Annotated in this window: 19 protein-coding genes; all 19 read right to left on the bottom strand. The window is 33.3% G+C overall.

The features are described from left to right. Window positions 1–2: 2 nt before the first annotated feature. A complete protein-coding gene (locus tag EZ456_RS23350) occupies window positions 3–1,943 on the bottom strand; it encodes a polysaccharide biosynthesis protein (protein ID WP_131534359.1) in 1,941 nt (646 codons plus the stop codon). Between the two features lie 45 nt (window positions 1,944–1,988). Then, the gene (locus tag EZ456_RS23345; RefSeq protein ID WP_131534357.1) at window positions 1,989–2,537 is read right to left on the bottom strand and encodes a PglD-related sugar-binding protein; all 549 of its coding nucleotides are present in this window, start codon (window positions 2,535–2,537) and stop codon (window positions 1,989–1,991) included. Beyond that, entirely contained in the window at window positions 2,530–3,510 is a 981-nt protein-coding gene (locus EZ456_RS23340) for an MraY family glycosyltransferase (RefSeq protein ID WP_205945159.1), read from the bottom strand. The genes EZ456_RS23345 and EZ456_RS23340 overlap by 8 nt, the downstream gene beginning before the upstream one ends. A 29-nt stretch (window positions 3,511–3,539) precedes the next feature. Next, window positions 3,540–4,448 (bottom strand): NAD-dependent epimerase/dehydratase family protein, encoded by a 909-nt coding sequence (locus EZ456_RS23335; protein WP_131534355.1) that lies wholly within the window; start codon window positions 4,446–4,448, stop codon window positions 3,540–3,542. Continuing rightward, window positions 4,448–5,263, bottom strand: coding sequence for a glycosyltransferase family 2 protein (locus tag EZ456_RS23330; protein ID WP_225876608.1), 816 nt, complete (start codon window positions 5,261–5,263; stop codon window positions 4,448–4,450). Before EZ456_RS23330 ends, EZ456_RS23335 begins: the two co-directional genes overlap by 1 nt. Window positions 5,264–5,271: 8 nt before the next feature. After that, window positions 5,272–6,336: a glycosyltransferase family 4 protein gene (locus EZ456_RS23325; RefSeq protein ID WP_131534351.1), complete on the bottom strand. Its 1,065-nt coding sequence runs from the start codon at window positions 6,334–6,336 to the stop codon at window positions 5,272–5,274. Between the two features lie 5 nt (window positions 6,337–6,341). Then, entirely contained in the window at window positions 6,342–7,502 is a 1,161-nt protein-coding gene (locus tag EZ456_RS23320; RefSeq protein WP_131534349.1) for an O-antigen polymerase, read from the bottom strand. Next, complete coding sequence (locus EZ456_RS23315) at window positions 7,503–8,546, bottom strand: hypothetical protein (RefSeq protein WP_131534347.1); 1,044 nt, start codon at window positions 8,544–8,546, stop codon at window positions 7,503–7,505. Window positions 8,547–8,554: 8 nt separating this feature from the next. Next, a complete protein-coding gene (locus EZ456_RS23310) occupies window positions 8,555–9,364 on the bottom strand; it encodes a glycosyltransferase family 2 protein (protein WP_131534345.1) in 810 nt (269 codons plus the stop codon). Next, window positions 9,361–10,317, bottom strand: a complete 957-nt coding sequence (locus tag EZ456_RS23305) for a glycosyltransferase (RefSeq protein ID WP_131534343.1) — start codon at window positions 10,315–10,317, stop codon at window positions 9,361–9,363. Before EZ456_RS23305 ends, EZ456_RS23310 begins: the two co-directional genes overlap by 4 nt. Then, on the bottom strand, window positions 10,304–11,587 hold the full coding sequence (locus tag EZ456_RS23300; protein WP_131534341.1) for an O-antigen translocase: 1,284 nt from the start codon (window positions 11,585–11,587) through the stop codon (window positions 10,304–10,306). Before EZ456_RS23300 ends, EZ456_RS23305 begins: the two co-directional genes overlap by 14 nt. A 50-nt stretch (window positions 11,588–11,637) precedes the next feature. Beyond that, window positions 11,638–12,246 carry an acyltransferase gene (locus EZ456_RS23295; protein WP_131534339.1) on the bottom strand — a complete coding sequence of 203 codons (609 nt, stop codon included), beginning with the start codon at window positions 12,244–12,246 and terminating at the stop codon, window positions 11,638–11,640. Further along, on the bottom strand, window positions 12,233–13,336 hold the full coding sequence (locus EZ456_RS23290) for a DegT/DnrJ/EryC1/StrS family aminotransferase (protein ID WP_131534337.1): 1,104 nt from the start codon (window positions 13,334–13,336) through the stop codon (window positions 12,233–12,235). Before EZ456_RS23290 ends, EZ456_RS23295 begins: the two co-directional genes overlap by 14 nt. Further along, entirely contained in the window at window positions 13,333–13,884 is a 552-nt protein-coding gene (locus tag EZ456_RS23285) for an N-acetyltransferase (protein WP_131534335.1), read from the bottom strand. The genes EZ456_RS23290 and EZ456_RS23285 overlap by 4 nt, the downstream gene beginning before the upstream one ends. Further along, complete coding sequence (locus EZ456_RS23280) at window positions 13,874–14,287, bottom strand: sugar 3,4-ketoisomerase (protein ID WP_131534332.1); 414 nt, start codon at window positions 14,285–14,287, stop codon at window positions 13,874–13,876. Before EZ456_RS23280 ends, EZ456_RS23285 begins: the two co-directional genes overlap by 11 nt. 4 nt (window positions 14,288–14,291) lie before the next feature. Next, complete coding sequence (locus EZ456_RS23275; protein WP_131534330.1) at window positions 14,292–14,702, bottom strand: sugar 3,4-ketoisomerase; 411 nt, start codon at window positions 14,700–14,702, stop codon at window positions 14,292–14,294. 149 nt (window positions 14,703–14,851) lie between these two features. After that, the gene (locus EZ456_RS23270; RefSeq protein ID WP_225876606.1) at window positions 14,852–17,197 is read right to left on the bottom strand and encodes a GumC family protein; all 2,346 of its coding nucleotides are present in this window, start codon (window positions 17,195–17,197) and stop codon (window positions 14,852–14,854) included. An 11-nt stretch (window positions 17,198–17,208) separates the two neighbouring features. Further along, a complete protein-coding gene (locus tag EZ456_RS23265) occupies window positions 17,209–18,015 on the bottom strand; it encodes a polysaccharide biosynthesis/export family protein (RefSeq protein ID WP_131534328.1) in 807 nt (268 codons plus the stop codon). Between the two features lie 173 nt (window positions 18,016–18,188). After that, window positions 18,189–18,929 (bottom strand): tyrosine-protein phosphatase, encoded by a 741-nt coding sequence (locus EZ456_RS23260; protein WP_131534326.1) that lies wholly within the window; start codon window positions 18,927–18,929, stop codon window positions 18,189–18,191. Window positions 18,930–19,284: the final 355 nt, after the last annotated feature.

Below are 19,284 nucleotides of genomic sequence, written 5' to 3'. Positions count from 1 at the left end.
TTCTATTCGTTTATTAGCTTATCTAGTTCTTCAAATATTGAATTTTTACTCTTAAATTCTGGAACGAGTTTCTTCATGTTAATCACCACCTGCCTGTTACTATCCGATTTTGCTGATGCAATTAATTCATAAATCTGTTTTTCAACATCTGCAAATACATACTCCCTCACCTTACCGATCATAATTTTCTCGTGGTGGGTAGGCATGGTATTTTCATTATCATTAAGCAATTCTTCGTACAATTTTTCTCCTGGACGTAAACCTGAATATTCTATTTTAACATCCACGTTGGGCTCCAAACCCGCAAGCCTGATCATCTTTTTGGCCAGTTCTACAATCTTAACAGACTTACCCATGTCGAACACAAAGATCTCGCCGCCTTTACCCATGCATCCTGCTTCCAATACCAAGCGACAAGCTTCCGGTATAGTCATAAAATAACGGGTAATTTCTGGGTGGGTTACCGTAACTGGACCACCTTTCTCGATCTGCTGCCTAAACCTCGGAATTACTGAGCCATTAGACCCCAAAACATTCCCAAATCGCGTAGTAATGAATTTAGTGATCGGCTTAACATTCAGGTCGTTAATATATTGCAAACCATTACTAAAAATAAAGCCATCGGTACTTAATGAGTTATTGAGCGATTGAACGTAGATCTCCGCAATCCTTTTTGATGCGCCCATGATGTTGGTAGGATTCACAGCCTTATCAGTAGAAATCATGACGAACTTCTGGACGCCATATTTAACCGATTTATCTGCAATAGTTTTGGTACCCAGAACATTTGCTTTTATGGCTTCTGCTGGATTATCCTCCATTAGAGGCACATGCTTGTATGCTGCTGCATGATAAACGTAATGTGGTTTGTAAGTTTCAAACAATTTATCCATGCGCTGCTCATCACGAACATCACCAATAAAGGCATGGAAGTTTTTATTTTTATTAGTTTCTTCTAATTCCAGGTAGAGTTCATGCAGGGCAGTTTCTGATTGATCACAAAGAATAATCAGGCCTACATTAAATTTAGAAAGCTGGCGAACAATTTCACTCCCAATAGATCCAGCTGCTCCGGTAATCAGGATCCGCTTTTTATCCAGCATGGTACCAATTCCCTCGATATCAATTTTGATGGACTTTCTATTTAATAAATCCTCAATATTTAGTTTTTGAATTTGAGCTGGCTTTAGCTGCCCATTAGTCCAAACATCAAGAGGGGGGATATTTAAAACTTTAATGTCGTTCTCTAAACACAGATCAACTATTTCGTCTTTTTTCTCATCTGGTATGGTATAAGAGGCGAAAATAATTTCGTCCAGTTCGTGCTCACCGATCAGATAAGCTAGATTTGCGGCGTCTAAAATTTTTACACCATCTATCGTTTTACCTACTTTACGCTGATCATCATCAACAAAAGCAACAATATTTTTATTTACACTCCCATCATGGTCAAAGGTTCTTTTGGTGGCCAAACCTGCCTCGCCTGCGCCATAAATGATCACTTTCTTTTTATCAAGGTTAAGATTTTTAACATATAAAAAAAAATACTTGATCAAAACGCGATAAGTCATTAACAACAAAAAGCTGGTTAAACCATTGGTAATTAATATCGCGAAAGAAATTAACGGATATTGAAAAAAGGTTATTGCAATTAGATTCAGTACAAAAAATGTTCCATTACCAATAACAACAGATATCAAAATACGGAATGAATCCTGAGCGCTGGTATAGCGAATAATACCGGTATACGTTTTAATATGAAAAAAAACGGCGATGTTAATTGTACCGATGATCAGCAGATTCCTCGCCAATTCGGGTAACTCAATTGCCGTTAAATCCAGGTTATGCTTAAGCGAATAAGCAAATATTAAAGAAGATGTACAAATGATCAGATCCAATATGAATATGACCCAACGGGGAACAATATTAATTTGTGTAAACAAAATACGATAGGCTAAATTTTAGTAAAGATACATATTATAACAAGTTTAATACAAATCTAATTCTTCAACATCATCAGTTTCAAAAGCGCTGGGAATTGCTGCAAGTCTTGCAACTGCGTAACATGCCTCCACACTTACACCTGCACCAATTTTAGCGCCACCACCGATATATGAATTTGGATATATACTACAAAAATCTCCAATAACAACATCATGATCGATCGTTACATTTCCATTAATCACCACATGTTTACCTATTACGGCTCCAGATTGGATTACAGCACCTGCTAAAATAACACTACCTTCGCCAATAATCACGTCATCAGCTACTGTAGCTTTTGGGTGAATAACAGTACCGAAATCGTGTACAATATATTTCGAAATATTTCTTCGCACCTCATTGTTGCCAATGCCAATAATAATCTTGGCTTGATCTTCAGTGCTTTCATGATATGGAAAGACAGGAATATTATTGATGGAGTGTAAATCTTTATTATCATCAAAATACGTGATTAATCGATCACCACCTAATTTAATTGCATCTCCAATTACTCTCGCGTGGCCTCCGCCACCATAAATTACCCAATCAATCATTACTTAACTTTAAGTTAAACAAATGTTCTCTACCTTCAACCCGAAATCGTAGGATGATAAAAACAACTGAACATATTAACATCAATAATAATGCCGATAACAAATTGGCTTGAATAATAAAAAGAGTTACAAGATTGATTAAAAGCTGTACCACAAGATAAAGTGCAACTACAACTAATTGTGGCCATTTTTTTTCGTTGGCTAAAAATTGGTAAAAATGCGAACGATGTGCTTTGAAAATGTTCTCTTTTCTTATTAGCCTGAAGAAAATAGTGGTCACAGTATCCAACCCATACATGAGTAAAAATAAAATATATACTGGATTCTGGGTTTTAAAAATAAGTTGGCCTAAAAGGAATACAATGATAAAAGCAATACTTACACTGCCTACATCGCCCGCAAAACATTTGGCCTTTTTTCTAAAGTTGAACAAATTAAAAACGAGTAGAGAGATCATCACCGTAATCAGTAACTCAGGCGATGTAAAATCAACCATCTCCTCATTAATATAATATAGTGTTCCTAAAAGTAACAAACTGTACCCACCTGTTATACCATTAATGCCGTCCATAAAATTATAGGCGTTTATGGTACCAATTACAACTACTGCCGCAATCGCTGTAAAATACCAGGGAAAATAAACCACATCTAATTGGACAAATAACAACAACACCGACAAACCATGCACCAACAATCGCACCTTATTGTTTAAAGTGTGCATATCATCTAAAAAACTAATCAAAGCGATCAAAAAAAGTCCAATACTAAAAAACAGGTAATGAAAGCCAAACAGAAAAAAAGAAATGAGCCCAGCAACTCCAAAAATAATCCCACCTCCACGGATGGTAACTGAAGAGTGCGAACTTCGATGGTTGGGCTGATCAATGATATTATAATGATCGGCTATTTTGAAATAAATTAATTCAATAATGAAAAGGCCGATTAAGGTAATTAGGGCAAATATAGCTGTCATAAATCTTTATAATTGACGAAGATAAAGATTTATGAACTATATCTTGAATTAACAATTTTTTTTGTCAGTACAGATGTTGGACTCCAATCTAATTTCTCTTTGGCATGCGAATCGTCGAATGTCAAATCTGAAGTGATTTTATTTAATTTACTCGTGTTAATCGGGGCCCTTGTCCCTAATAAATCACCTGTCATCGCCATTATCTTGGCAAACCATAATGGAATATTGATAGGCTTAGGCTTGTTCACTTGTCGGGCTATTGATGTAGACAGATCAGCAAACGACGGATGATGTCCATCAGTAAGATTATAGATCCCACCAATTTCAGCAACCTTAGGAATTAGTTTTGCGACATCAGAGACAAGTACCATGCTTTTCCTAGCTTTACCTCCAGCTATGTTGAAATAATAACCTTTTTTTATACCTTTTATCATTGCACCTAAATTTCCAGGTGGGTTTTTACCGACCAATAGGGGTAAACGTAAAACTGTACAAACTACATTATTAAGCGCACACCATTTTATTACCAATTCCTCCGCTGCGATCTTGCTTAAGCCATATGGGTCTTTCGCCAATAAGACTGTATTTTCATTAATATTATTTCCAGACTCTCGACCATAAACAGCTACAGAACTTATAAAAACAAAAAATTTAGGTAATTCAAATGATTGTTCTAAGGCTAATAATAGATTCTTCGTACCTATTAGATTTACATCATAAAAAGATTTAATTTCTAATTCAGTTTTTGGTACAGAGTGGGCTTTACCAGCTGCGTGCACAACTATATCAAAGTGATCTAATTTTGGTATATCCTTATCTAGATTTACACTGATATCTGAACCACTTCTCGAGAGGGTTGTTATGTCTCCTTGAGTTTTTAGCTCGTTATATATATGTCTTCCTAAAAAGCCAGAAGCACCAGTTAGCAGTATATCCATTACTTGTATCCTATCTTTCGCAACGTATCACTATTAATTGCTTTCCGTCTCTTGTCAAAGAACCAACCCCATTTATTAAAATAATAAATGGCTGATTGTATACCAATTTTGGTTAAACGCCACGATTTATGAGATCCTTTTTCGAAGTGATGATAAATTTGAACTCTTGGATAAAAAATTGTTTTAAATCCACCATCAATTAATCTTCTGCATAAATCAGCTTCTTCACCATACATAAAAATTCCATCATCAAAGAATCCAACTGTTTTCAAGGCAGCAACCCTTAAAAACATAAAGCAACCAGATAAATATGGAGCTTCAATAACTTGATCATAATTGGTAAATTTTAACTCAAACAAATTATTCCGCCGCTCAACCATCCCTTTAAATGGGTTGAAGCGTCTTCCAATCCAATCATATGGCGTAGGTAGTAATTTGCATAAAAATTGGATCTCATCATTGGGATACAAAACTTTTGGCATTACATTCCCCGTGTTAGGGTTAGCCTCCATGTAGGAAATTAACTCTTCTAAAATTCCTTTTCTATAGTATACATCTGGATTTAGAACCAAATGATATTTAGAATCTTGTAATATTGCTTTTTCAATAGCAATATTATGTGCAGCTCCAAAACCGGGGTTTGTAGGATTGTGAATGTACTCTATTCTCGAATCGGCAATCAATACTCTTAATTCATCAGTAGGAGAGTTATCAACCAAGTATAGTTTGACCTCTAACTTTGTATTTAGAAAAGAGTCTATTGCCTCACGTAGTACCTCCACATCATTTTTATACAAAACAATGCTAGCTGTCATTTTTAAATTCATTTATCTCCGAAATTTATGCCTTTTACTAATTTGATATAAAAATCAAAATAATTCTCCCCCATTGTTTTTCCACTAAACGATTCTACAACTCTCTCGTAGGCTTTTATTCTTTTAGTATCCTTAGAAAGAATCGCCTCTGAAATGGCTAAACCCAATGAGTCTGTATCTTCTAAGTCAAAAAATGTAACTTGCGAATCATTAAAAATTTCTTTAAATACATCTATATTAGAACAAACGATTGGTGTTTTCGTAAGTGCTGCTTCAACTAAAGCTAAACCAAATCCTTCACTACGTGAAGGCATAACATAAACATCAAAAAGATGAATATAATTATATGGCTTAGTTAAATATGGCAAAAATAAAACTCGATCAAATACACCAATGGTTTTAGAAAGATTTTTTAAAACCTCAACTTCTTTACCTTCACCAATAAAAACCATAGCCAAATCTTTTCTAACTGATAAAAGATTAACTATTTGGTCTATACCTTTTCTTTTATTTAATGCAGCATAGGAACCTACAATCTTTAAATCCCGTTTCTTAAATTTTTTAATTTCATTAACATATTTAAGGTCTACCTGCGATTCATTTAATTCGATATCAACGCCATTATAGATCCTGTGAAGGTTCTTAAATTTAACATCATATAATGACCTTAATTTATCTGAAATAACTACAACGGCATCATGCTTATTCATTAAACTCAACCACAGTGGTGTAAAAATAATCGAAACAAGTTTATTATAGCCAAATCTGAAATCTTGTGCAATGTCCGCGTGTATCGTTGATACAGTTTTAGCCGTTTTTATACCCTTTCGCCATCTGTTGACGTATCTGTCAGGACGTAAACCGTGTGTATGAATGATATCGTAGTCGTCAAAATCAATTGCTGTATTCATATCCAATTTAAAAGTTGGACAAGGAAATTTAAGTACTAAATCATCATCAAAATAGTAAACGTGGATATCCTCAACTTTGTCGATTATATTTTTAACTATTGTATGAGCCACAATAATTGGCCCCTTATTTATTAGGGAAGGCAGTATGTATGCTATTTTCATAAACTTTAAGAAATTCGAATGCGATGTATAAAATTTAAAACTAGGGGTGTGAAAAATACAAACCAAACAGGCCCGAGTCTAAATGTATTTGAAAACAGTGCAGTCAAAAATATTGAGCATAAAAAGGCATTAATTGTCACCTGATATGGACTCTTTTTAGGATAGATAAGATAAATACAAAACGCAAACAGAATCATATAGATAACCCCCAATATGATCCCAAGCCATCCGAATGCAATGTAAGTACCCGCGAAAAAAGTTCCTACATTTAAAACACTCATTACCAATTGCATTTCTCCAACCTGGAAATCAAAGCCAAATAAACTATTTATTTTATTTGCTACAAAATCTGGAGTAAACTGGCCCAATACTAAGGCCCCTAATGAATGATTGTAATCTTTTTTATTTATTGTAAGTTGAAAATTCGCAATTGGAGAACAAACATATAGATACGTTATATAATGCTCGTTAGAAACGCCTGAATTATAAAAATTTTGAGTTGCGCCCATGTGTGTGGTGGTATGATCACTATCTAATCCCGTTTTCATATTACCTAAGTAGCCAAAAAGCCAAGAAAAGGAGCATACGACCAGCAAAATCAATAAAATTGACCTTTTTTTTATCCTGTCTTGCTTTTGAACATATATTAGCAAAAAAGAGATAAATACATATACTAAAACAGAGCGCCTTGCCATTAACACACACATCAGAATATTAAAAAATATAAATACTAGATACTTTTTTTCTTTTGTGGTTAAGTAAGTATGGAACCAATAAATAGAATAAAAAACGATCATTGAGAGAATTATCGGATCTACCATTGGCATTCCAAAGTTCTCATAATCTTCGATATTACCGGCTAAAAAAGGGATTGTTCCTGAATACAAAACATCAGCAACAAAAAGAATAATCATAAATAGTATCACAATCAATGGATTGTGCTTTTCTATAAGATTTTGAGGTAAATCAGCATACCTAATTACCGATGTTTTTTTTATAAAAAACCCGATTACAAAAAATACGATAGAGGTCAAAAAAATAAAAAAATATGTATTAAATTCTAATCGAGGAAATAAATCAGACCAGCCTAGACTGTACATTCCAATCAAAAAAAGAAAGGCAAATGGGAACAACAAAAACGGGTTAATTAGGGATCCTAGTTTCATTTAGCTAAATATTATATCAATCCAATTATCGATTTTACTCTTTTTAATCACATCATGAATTTCATCAATCTGAAAATCTGATTCTAAGAATTCTTTAGATAAAACTGGATTATTCCTATCAATAATTAATATCTGTTTAGTATTGTAGAACTCATAGTTTTTAATCCAGGAATTTGTAGTAATGATTTGTTTACCCATTGATAGTGCACGCATCATTTGATGCGGAATACCGACCTGATTGGGGGCTTGTATATCCAGCACAAAACGTGATTCATTCATCAAATTTAGTATAGTGTCAGAGCTTATCGGACTATACATTAAAAATGGATCTCTTCTTAGTTTTTCAATTAATTCATAATTTTTTGCATAATTTAATGAAAATGGATTATTAAATTTTCGCAAAAAGTGATAAAGGAATTTGTTATGGATTCCATTTTTATACTTAATGAGCAATTTAATATTATTTATCGATACGTTATTGTTTTCTACCACTTTCTTTAATACTTCATATCGATCTGAATGTTGTGTACCAACAAAAAAAATGTCATTGTTTCTGAATTCATCTTTAACAACATTTTTAGGATAAAAATTAGCTATATATTGAATTTTTAGTTTTTTCGAATCCCTAGGATCGAATGAAAAACTTTTGTCAAAGAAATTTTCTATACCTTTCCATTCAAACATATCTGTGGAATCCCATAAATAGAGAATTGTTTTTATGCTTGAATTGCTTTCTTTTAATTTTGAAATGATTCTTTTGTCAAAGAGAAAACCATTTATACAAAGAAAATAATCGTATCTTTTTTTTGGATAGAGTTGCTTCTTAATATAATTCCATTTCAGATCAAAGATAGTAAACACTAACTTTCTTAAAAATCTAAACTTGCATCTAGGAGAAACAAAATCAAATGGTAGTTGCTTATTTTCAATAAAATCAACAATTGCTCCCCTACCTTCAAGTTCATCTATCAAAATTTTAGAGTAATTGAAGAAATTTGGCATCAATAACAATACATGTTTTCCAGCAAGGTCGTGACTTATCATTTTGTAACTTATTTTCTAAAAAACTTGAATATCCTCCTAATCGGAGTCAATAACATTTTACCTACTCTATATTCTACAGAGCTATATATTGTAGTATATTCAAATGTATTTAACGGATCAAGCAAATACTCTGAATATGCTTTTCTATGATTCTCGTATAGTTGATTTCTCAGATAATTTTGCTTTTCTCTATCTAAAGATCTAAGCATTGATCCATGTCGAATTCTGTAATAGAACATGACTTTATCAATACGATAAACATCACCTCCGCTTTCTAACATCGAAAGCCAAAAATCCCAATCTTCAAAGCCAAATTTCATATTCTCATTATAACCCGTTGTCCGATCATAATCGCTCCTTCTATATAATGCAGAGCAATATATAAGATTAGTGGCTAATAATTTATTAAATGAATAATCATCAATTATCCATTCTCCAGACTTTTTCCCAAATAGTTCAGCCCTACCGTACACGACTTTTATCCTTTCATTTTTTTCCAAAATTTCTACTGCTAATTTAATATAGTCACTAGCAATTTTATCATCAGAATCCAATGGAAGTATATATTTACCAGCACTCTTACCTATACCAAAATTTCTTGCTGAACTGAGGCCTCCGTTGGTTTTATAAAAATACTTGAAGCGTGAATCTTCATTACAATAACTATTTGCCACCCCCTCAGTATTATCCGGCGATCCGTCATTTACGATAATACACTCCCAGTCCTTAAATTCTTGTGCCAAAACGCAATCGAGCGTTTCAGCCAAAAAATTAGCTTGATTATAACAAGGTACTATGATCGATACTAAAGAATTCATTCGCCTAAAAGTCTTTTTTTATAAAGGTATATCAATGGGGTATAACAAACTAAAATTTTGACTACATTAACAGGCTTTAATTTGTTCAGTTTCTTAGCATATAATCTAGCCTGTTTATAATGCCCACCAATAACAGCTTTTGCAACTAATTCTGAATAATGAATATCAAGCAAGTTTTGGACTAAAATACCTTTTAGAGGGTATTTTGATAAAAAATGTTGTTTGATTTTAAAAATTTTCTGCTCAAACTTCTCAATTTTTGAAAGGTCACTTAAATTATTGCTAAGCGACCCATCTGCAATACTATATGTTAAGGTACTGGTGGGTATGTACATAAATTCTGTGTGTTGAGAAAATTCCAACCACATTGGATAATCTTCCATCCCAAATTCTAAATCTATATAACTTTGAAAGTTTAAATAATTATCTACAAGTGACTTTCGAAAAAGGACGGTACAGGCAGCGATCGGGTTTTTGTGAATTAGATGATAATATATTTTACCTATTGGCGGAGTAATACCCTTAGTTTTATAAAAATCTGATTCAGTTGTTTTGCGGTCAACATTTAAGATCTTGAAATCCGTATAGACAAGTCCAAAATTTGAATTATTATCTAAAAATTCTATTTGCTCTTGCAATTTATTTGTATTGTGCCAAAAGTCGTCACCTGAGCAAATTGCAATGTACTTTCCCTTAGTCGAAGCTAAGCAATCTCTAAAATTAGTAATAAATCCTTTATTTGGAGCCTTTGGCAACAAATGAATGATTTCGGGAAATTTCTGCTGATAATCCTCACATACTTTTCTGGTATTGTCCAATGGCGAACCATCTTCACCAATAATAATTTCATACGTAAAATCGCCTTTCTGACCTAAAACACTGTCCAGCGCTCTCGAGATAGTTGCCTCTTGATTATATGTGCATATTATTACCGAAACTTTAATTTGTTCCATCACTAAATTCTTTTAATGTTCCAATTCCAAATAATAGCTGCCTAAAGCTATATGCAATAAATAAAAAACAAATTATATAATTGATTCCAAACGCGATAACTATTCCTTCAAGACCATATTTATCTGTTAAAAAATATCCCAGAACAACATAAGAAAATGTAAAAATTACTTCAGTAGCGATATATAACCTAGTCATTGCCTTAGCTAACATTAAATATCCTAGGATATAAGATGCAATTTTAAAAAAATCTCCAATCAATTGCCAGTAGAATAATTTTTCCATCACGATGAAATCAGGAGTAAATAGTATCCGTATAATTAAAAATCTCAAAAAATATATAAGAAGAGTCATCAAAAAAACAACAGGCAGAATTAGCTTGTAACCTTTGATAATCTCAGACCTTAACTCTTTATTGGTTTTGATAGAAGAAAGTTTTGGTAGAAAATAAGTACTGAGTGATGTGGTAACGATCATTAGATATGCATCAGATATTCTCATCATTCCTTGCCAGTAGCCTGCATCAACTAGACTAAACTTACTAGCAACATGGTTTCTTAAAATAATCTGAGAAAGCGGAATCAGTAAAGCAGAAACTATGGCCATCAAACTAAATCTGCTTAATTTAATGGCTTCATCCCTACTAAATTTTTGACTAAATAGAGAAAAAGAAAACCAATTACTATTTATAGTATAAAAAAATGTTATAATAAAGACTATAGATTGAGACAGAGCCAAAGCATAAAGAGCTCCTACAATTTTGAAAAAATAAACCATAACGATGGTAAAAACAAGGCTTATTATACTACCTATCGTATTTACATTAGTGTAAGTCTTAATATCCTTCCTACCATTTAAAATCGAAATGAGCAAAGTATTTAAGGCATAGAAAACTATACTTAATCCCAGCGATATTATGGGCCATTTATACAGTGAGGAGGATGAAATTGAATTCGCCCAGAAGCCAGAGAAAATGACCAAAATTACGCCACATATAAAGGAACAATAAACTGTTATTTTAAGTGCAGTTCCAAACAGTCTTTTCTGTTTATCAATGTCATTTTCATAATCAGCTGTGTATTTTATTACCCCTGTATTTATTGCCCCGTTAGCAAATGTTAGCGCGATAGTTATGAAGTTACTAAAAGTGCCAACCAAAGCCACACCTGTTGGGCCGGTAATGATGGCTATAACTTTACTAGCAACAAAACCAGAGGCAATTCTTATAAACGTTATTAGGGCAGAATAAAAGGTTGTCTTAAGTATTTTCAATTGGGTTAGTTTATCATATTAATGAAAGTCATTTGATTATTAAAGGATAATTATTCTAAATTCCTTAAAATTACACATGGATTTCCACCAGCGATAACATTTGAGGGGATGTTTTTAGTCACAATGGATCCTGCTGCTATTACAGAATTTGCACCAATACTTACATTTTTTAAAATTGTAACACCAGCACCTATAAAAACATTTTCTTGAATCGAAACACGGCCCATACTTGGATTTCCAGTTTTTCTGAGGGCAGCGTTAAGATTATGAAAATCAGAATCATAAATTGAACAATTTTGGCCTATCAAAACGTTTTTTCCAATGAAAATGCCGGGGCCCTCACTCACTATGCAAACGTTATTATTTATCCAAACGCCATCACTAATGTAAATAGAAGAACCCTTTGTTCTTGACTCTAGATAAATATAGGTATTAAAAAAATACGGAGATTGCAACACCCCAAGGTTAACAATCCCTTCGAAGGTAACTTTACCTTCACCATTTATTAATACCCCACCATTAGTTTCAGGTTTGCCGACTACATTGCGACAATTTGAAAGAAAACGATATTTCAAAATTTGTGATTCACGATATAATATTGTCAACAGTTTACCTGCATTAAGCCTACGCAGTCTTAAAAAAATATTATTTAAATTCATTCAATACTCTAATAACTTCACTTACGTCGCTTGCAGAAATTACAGGACTAATGGGCAAAGATATAACTTCAGAATGAATTTGTTCTGATATTGGATAGCTTAAATCACTCCATTCGATATATGCTTCTTGCTTATTGGGGGGTATTGGGTAGTGAATAACAGTCTGAATATTATTACTTAAAAGATATTGGTACAATCGGTCTCTTTCAACAGTACGTAAAACAAAAAGGTGCCATACATGAGATTTTCTAAAGTTAATTTTAGGCAGAATTAACTTATCATTATTAATTTCTGCAAGATATCTTTCAGCAACTTCCCGTCTAGCTTCTGTTTCTTGATCTAGCTTTTCAAGCTTGACTGATAATAAGGCTGCCTGTAGCTCATCTAGTCTGCTATTAATGCCTTTATACTTATTCTTGTACTTTTCATGAGAACCATAATTAAGTAAAGCTCTAAGTGTATTCGCGAGCTTATCATCATTAGTGGTGATAGCGCCAGCATCACCTAACGCTCCAAGGTTTTTACCTGGATAAAAACTGAATCCAGCTGCATCACCAAAATTACCCGCACGAGTACCATCCTCGTTGGTAGCACCATGCGATTGTGCACAATCTTCTATAACTTTTAAATTATATTTTTTAGCTATCTCTAGAATAGCATTCATATCACAAAGTTGTCCATAAAGATGAACAGGCAAAATCGCTACAGTTTTATCGGTTATTTTTTCTTCAATAAGTTTTGAATCAATATTATACGATGACAAATCTGGCTCCACAAGAATTGGAACTAAATTGTTTGCTGATATTGCCAGTATACTGGCAATATAGGTATTGGCTGGTACAATTATTTCGTCGCCATCTTTAAAAAGACCGAGCTCCTTATAGGCACGAATTATTAATATTAAAGCATCTAAGCCATTCGCCACTCCAATAGCATGCTTTACACCACAATAAACAGCAAAATTACTTTCGAACTGCTTTAGTTCATTACCCATAATATACCATCCAGAGTCCAAAACGCGTTCGAATGCCTGAAGTAATTCTTTCTTATGATTTTGGTTGATTTTATATAAATCTAAAAATTTAATCATTTTTTTATTGGTTTAAATCCATCCAGTATATATTGTTCACCTGTAATTTTATCAGCTAATTTTAAATCAAGCATATGCGAATCCTCTGTGATATATCCCCGGTGAGCAGCAGGATTGCCATACCAAACCGTATATGGCGCAATTGATTTCGTAAGGACACTTCCTGCACCGACAAATGCAAATTCCCCCACTTGTATACCTGCGACCAGCGTAGAATTGGCTCCAATTGAACAAAATTTCATTAACGATGTTTTCTTAAAACTAGCAGGATACACCTTAGACCTAGGAACTAAGTCATTAGTAAAAGTAACATTTGGTCCAACAAAGACATTATCGCTGATCTCGACACCGTCCCAAACCTGAACACCTGATTTAATCGTCACATTATTACCGATGACCACATCGTTCTCAATAAAACAGTTACAATTAATATTACAATTATTACCAATTACTGCCCCAGCTAAGATCACGGTAAACTGCCAAACATATGTATTTTCACCAATTTTATTTGAGAGAACATCTGATAAGGGGTGTATTTTACTTTCCATTAATATATGCTAAATAAGATTCGTAATCTCTGATGTAATCCCCCTCATCATAAGTATGTGAAGCATGTACCAAACAGATAGAACCAGATGAAAAATTGATTTCAGAAGCCCATATACCGGGTGGAATATGTAACCCTATGTATGGCCTATTTAACTGAATCAGTCGTTTAGTCCTTCCATCATCTAATAAAACTTCAAAACTTCCACTGGCGGCAATTAAGAATTGATGGCATTCTTTGTGAGCATGGGCACCTCTAGACTCTCCACCAGGTATATCGTATAAATAAAAAATACGCTTTATGTCGAAAGGAATTTCTAAGTTGTTATGAACAGGAGTTATATTTCCAGCCCGACTTTTGATCTGAGGAAGTTCAAAAATAGAACAATCATATGTTGTAGTCATCAATTTATATTTTATTTATTGCGCAAAACTCCTCGAAATGACGTTCATAATCACTAGCAGAATACTTTCTTGACGCAACTATAAAACCCAAAGCATTTGTAGAAAAATTCTCCATATGCCTCCATATCCCATTTGGAACATAGAGTCCATAATAAGATCTATTTAGCGAAAAAATTTTTTCATTTATACCATCATTTAAAACAACGTCAAAGCTACCGCTTAGTGCTATTATAATTTCTTCATTTTTATAATAGCTATGCCCACCTCTTACTTCACCACCAGGCACATCATATATCCAGTAAGTCCTTTCTATTTTGAAGGGGACGTGTTTATCTTGTTCTAAAAATGATAGATTTCCCCTTTCATCTAAAATTTTTGGTAAGTTTATTTGTCTTACTTTTCCCAAACTGCCCATCAGATTATTTTGTTTAAAGAAATATTACCGTTGGTAATTAATCTAAGCTGATATTTATTAAAGTGATTAATATTTTTTACTTGTAATTTCATTTTGCAATAGTGTTGTTTTATCCATCTAATATTTTGGCTGATTTTGAATAGCGCCATCTACCTTTTAAATATTTTCCTAAACCATTTTTCATCAACACTTTGACCATAAGTACCATAGCCATAACCATAACCATAGTACTTACTAACAATATCGTTAACCACAATTCCTAAATTCTTCATTTTGTTAGTCACATACAAATCTTCAACAATTTTAATTTGGTCTTTTTGTGTAATTTTTTGCCTTACTAAATATAAAGTAACATCTGCATACCTGGATAGTAATTGCGCATCGGCAATAATTCCAACAGGGGGGGCATCCATAATGATATAATCAAATTCTTTTTTTAATTCCTCTATCAGATTTGGAACATGCTCATTCATTAACGTTTCTGCAGGATTTGGGGGCAAAGGTCCTGACGATATAATAAACATGTTTTTGTTAATTGATAAAGGTTTTATGATATCGGCTCTTTTAATGGTGGGGCTAATGGTAAAATTGCTAAAACCGATACTGTTATTTACACCTAGTTTAGCTGAAAGGCCTGGCTTACGTAAGTCCAATTCCATCAATAAAACTCTTTTACCAGCCAAGGCTAAAATATTTCCTAAGTTTATTGCTGTAAAAGATTTACCCTCACCACTCATACTAGAAGTCAATAGAATAACCTTTTCAGTTTCCGTTTTCAAATAAAATGAAAGATTAGTTCTAAGTGACCTAAATTGCTCTGAGATTGCGGAACGGCTTTGATTGGCTACAATTAAATTATCCTCACTGGTATTATGACTAATTTCGCCAATCACAGGGACACTAGTAAGAGAGATAATTTCTTCTTTAGTTTTAATACTGGTATTCAGCAGTTCTTGCCCAAAAACGAGTGCTATAGGAAAAATAAGCCCAACTATTAAACCAACTAAATAAATAACGCTTTTTTTAGGGCTGATTGGATTTACATCAGACTTTGGAGGATCAATGGTTTTCGCTATCGAAATATTAGCGGTTTTAGATATATTTGTTTCCTCTGCTTTCTGCATCAGAAATATATAGAGTTCTTGTTTTATTTGCTGATTTCGAGCCAGCTTCAAATAGTTTTTTTCTATTTGCGGAACACCAGAGATTTGCCCTTCAGCAAGATTCAATTGACTACGAAGTTTGTCTCTAGTTTGTAAAGCCGATTTTTTAGTACTTTGAATATTCGAGATCATGTTACTACGTAACTCTGCTATCTGTTGATCTATATTCTGTATAAATGGGCTTTGCTCTGTGACACCTAATAACTGTTTTTCTCGCTCAATAAGCAAAGAGTTATAGTGCTCCATAATGTTTGAAAATACTATATCCTGAGGAATCAAAGAGGAGGGAAATACTCTCTTATTGTTTTCATTGTCTTTCAGATATTTTTCAAGTTCATTAATCACCGTAACTTGAGTTTCAGCCTTTGCTAATTCTGAAGAAAATTCGCCGGAATTTTTGACCAATAACTTCCCTTGCTCGCTCATGTCTGCCAATTGATTCTGTTGTTTGAACGACTCAACTTTATTCTCGACATCCCCAAGTTCCGAAGCAATAACATTCAGCCTTTCCTTTATAAAACGGTAGGTACTGTCTGCAACGGCGTTTTTATCATTTAAATTAGATTGCGTATACTTTTTAATCAGGGTATTCAATATGTCTTCTCCTTTATTCGGTAAGGGATATGACAATGTTAGATTGATAATACTAACTTGTTTATTACTAGCTCCTACCGATAACTGGGTCATCAATGAGGCAACCCTAGTATCAATCGAACTAATAGTAACGTAATATTCACTTTCATTCATTAACTTAATCGGATTTGGTTCTAGCTTTAGTGTCCCAATCCCATCAATACTAAATGATTCGTTCCAAGCAACTTCCTTTTTAAAGTTTTTAGTACTTACTAAAACTTTATTAGCCGATACCTTAACAACATCTAATTTAGTAGTTTTAATAGTATCCACACCCTTAATGATATTAACTTTAAATGGTGCAAGATATAATTCTCGACTTACTAAATCTGTCTTTTTAGAGTAGACTATGTTTAATTGCATTTCCCTCACCACCTGCTCCATCAAAAACCTTGTTTTTAAGATTTCCACCTCGTTGTCAACGGAATTTTTAGTGCCCATTAACCCCCCCAGATCCATTAAAGCACCAGATTGTTTTCCCATACCCCCACCTTTCTGATCATCATTTACGATCAATTTGGCTTTTATCTGATAAATTGGTGCGGTATATCTTCCATATATAAAAGCGACCACTAAACAAATGAAAACACTAGTTAAAAACCAGGTCCATTTATCTAAAAGCTTGCTAAATATATCCTTAAAATTAATTTCAATCTCTTCGCGGTCATGTATCTTATTCATTTCTGTCTGTTTATTCATGTAGACTGCTACTATTTAAAATTAGAAATGGCCAAAACAATTACTGAAATCACAGATGCAATTACACCAATAGTCTGAATCTGCGCGGAATTTGAGGCAGAAACTTTACGTTTATTGGGTTCCACATATATCACATCGTTTTGCTTTAAATAATAGAATGGACTGCTAAAGATGTTACTTGAATTTAAATCCAATCTTGCAAATTCTTTTTTACCATTATTATCCCGAACTATCAATACATTTTCTCTTCTCCCATAAATTGTTAAATCTCCGGCCAAGCTCAAAGCATCTAGAATAGTAACCTTTTCGTTTGGTAAGGTGTAAGCAGATGGCGCATTTACTTCACCCAATACACTCACTTTAAAATTGGCAAAACGCAATTGCACATTAGGTTGCTTATAAATATCTGTTGCCTTTTCACGTATAAGTTCTCTAGCTTGATAGGTGGTCAATCCTGCGACTTTTAGTTTTCCAATCAGTGAAAGTTCAATTTCTCCATTTTTATCAACCAGGAATCCAGTGCTTTGTGTTGAGACACTATTATTGGTGTTTCCACCTAACGTTGGTGTTGAAGCAGCTTGATTGATTATCGCACCACTTTGAGGATTGAGGGTAAAGATATTGATACTCAATATATCATCTGGCTGTATTACTGGCTCCATAAACGCAATCGCACTATCTAATTTAGCTTGTTTAACAGATTGAATATCTTGGAAGTAAGCAATCTTCTTATTACTGACACAAGAACAGGAAAGGGTGATCGCAAAAAACAGAGCTGCCAGTTTCGATCCCTTATTCACATTAAATTTTTTATTCATAGGTATAAATCTGTTCTAACAATATTGTAAATGATGAACAGTTTGCAAACTTAATCATTTAATTGTAATATCTAAAAAGCATAATTCCAGATAAATCATGATTAAATTTAGTTGTGAGCGTTAATGATAAAAATGATGCCAGTTTTAATAATGGGATTAAATAGAATTAATCATTAAACTAAAATTGAGCCAAAAATTTCCTGGTTTTTAAAGCCGTAGTCACCGATTAAATCGTGAAGCCTTCCAGATCGTATTGCTTCTGTTAAGGTATTCAGATGTTTATCATGATGCAAGTCGGTACCGGCGAGGTCATACATTTTTTCTTTTAAAAGCAACTCAGCCAGTTGCTTTACCTCTTTGCCATAGTACCCTACAACGGACAATAAATTGAGTTGCAACAAACATCCTTTTTCTTTAAAACGCTTTAATCGGCTTTTATCTTTAAAATAAAAAGTATAACGTTCAGGATGTGCTAAAACAGGCTTATATCCTTTAATTTCAACATCAAATATAGTTTGGCTAATACCTGGACTTTCAGAAAGATAAGACATTTCGATCAATAAATGTTTTTGATCCAGCGTGCACAAGTGTCCATCTAAACTAAAATCCTGATCAATCATATATTCGGCACCCGCGCTTAATTTGGTTGATATATTGGCTTGATTAAGTGCTGTTTGTAAATCCACTTTCGCCTTGGCTATACTTTCTAGTGTATTAGGATACAGTTCTTTGAAAATATGTGGTGTGGCAATCAATTGTTCAAAGCCCAGTTCAGTAAGTGATTTTACAAACCGAACAGAGGTTGCTACATCTGGTGATCCATCATCAATACCTGGCAAAATATGCGAGTGCATATCCACCCCTAACCAGGAAATATCAGTTACCTTATTTTTTTTACTGAAAAAGCTTAACATATATTACGAAAAGAGTTGGCAAATGGTCTTATAAAACATTACAAAATAGTTCGAAATGCATCTCGAACATTACTATACTAATTTCTAATAGATGAACATTTCTATACCTGATAGAACTGTCAAAACTAAAATTTATTATGCAATATGCATTTAGGCGCTCGATTTAAAAATAAAGATAGTAATTACAGACCCAAAAGTAGAGGAAATCAGACAATAAGTAGATCTTTTTGAAATTTTTAACAAAAAATTAATCTCACCAAAGCAAATAACCTAAACAATAGTTAATTCGGTGCATTTATAGGCTTTTCTTAATAAATTCATAATATTAGTCAATACCAGAAATGAGATATGCTAC

It is taken from the genome of Pedobacter psychrodurus (genome assembly GCF_004331735.1).
GTDB lineage: Bacteria > Bacteroidota > Bacteroidia > Sphingobacteriales > Sphingobacteriaceae > Pedobacter > Pedobacter psychrodurus.
Note: the sequence above shows the minus strand (reverse complement) of the source record. Positions and strands in the feature narration are given on the sequence as shown.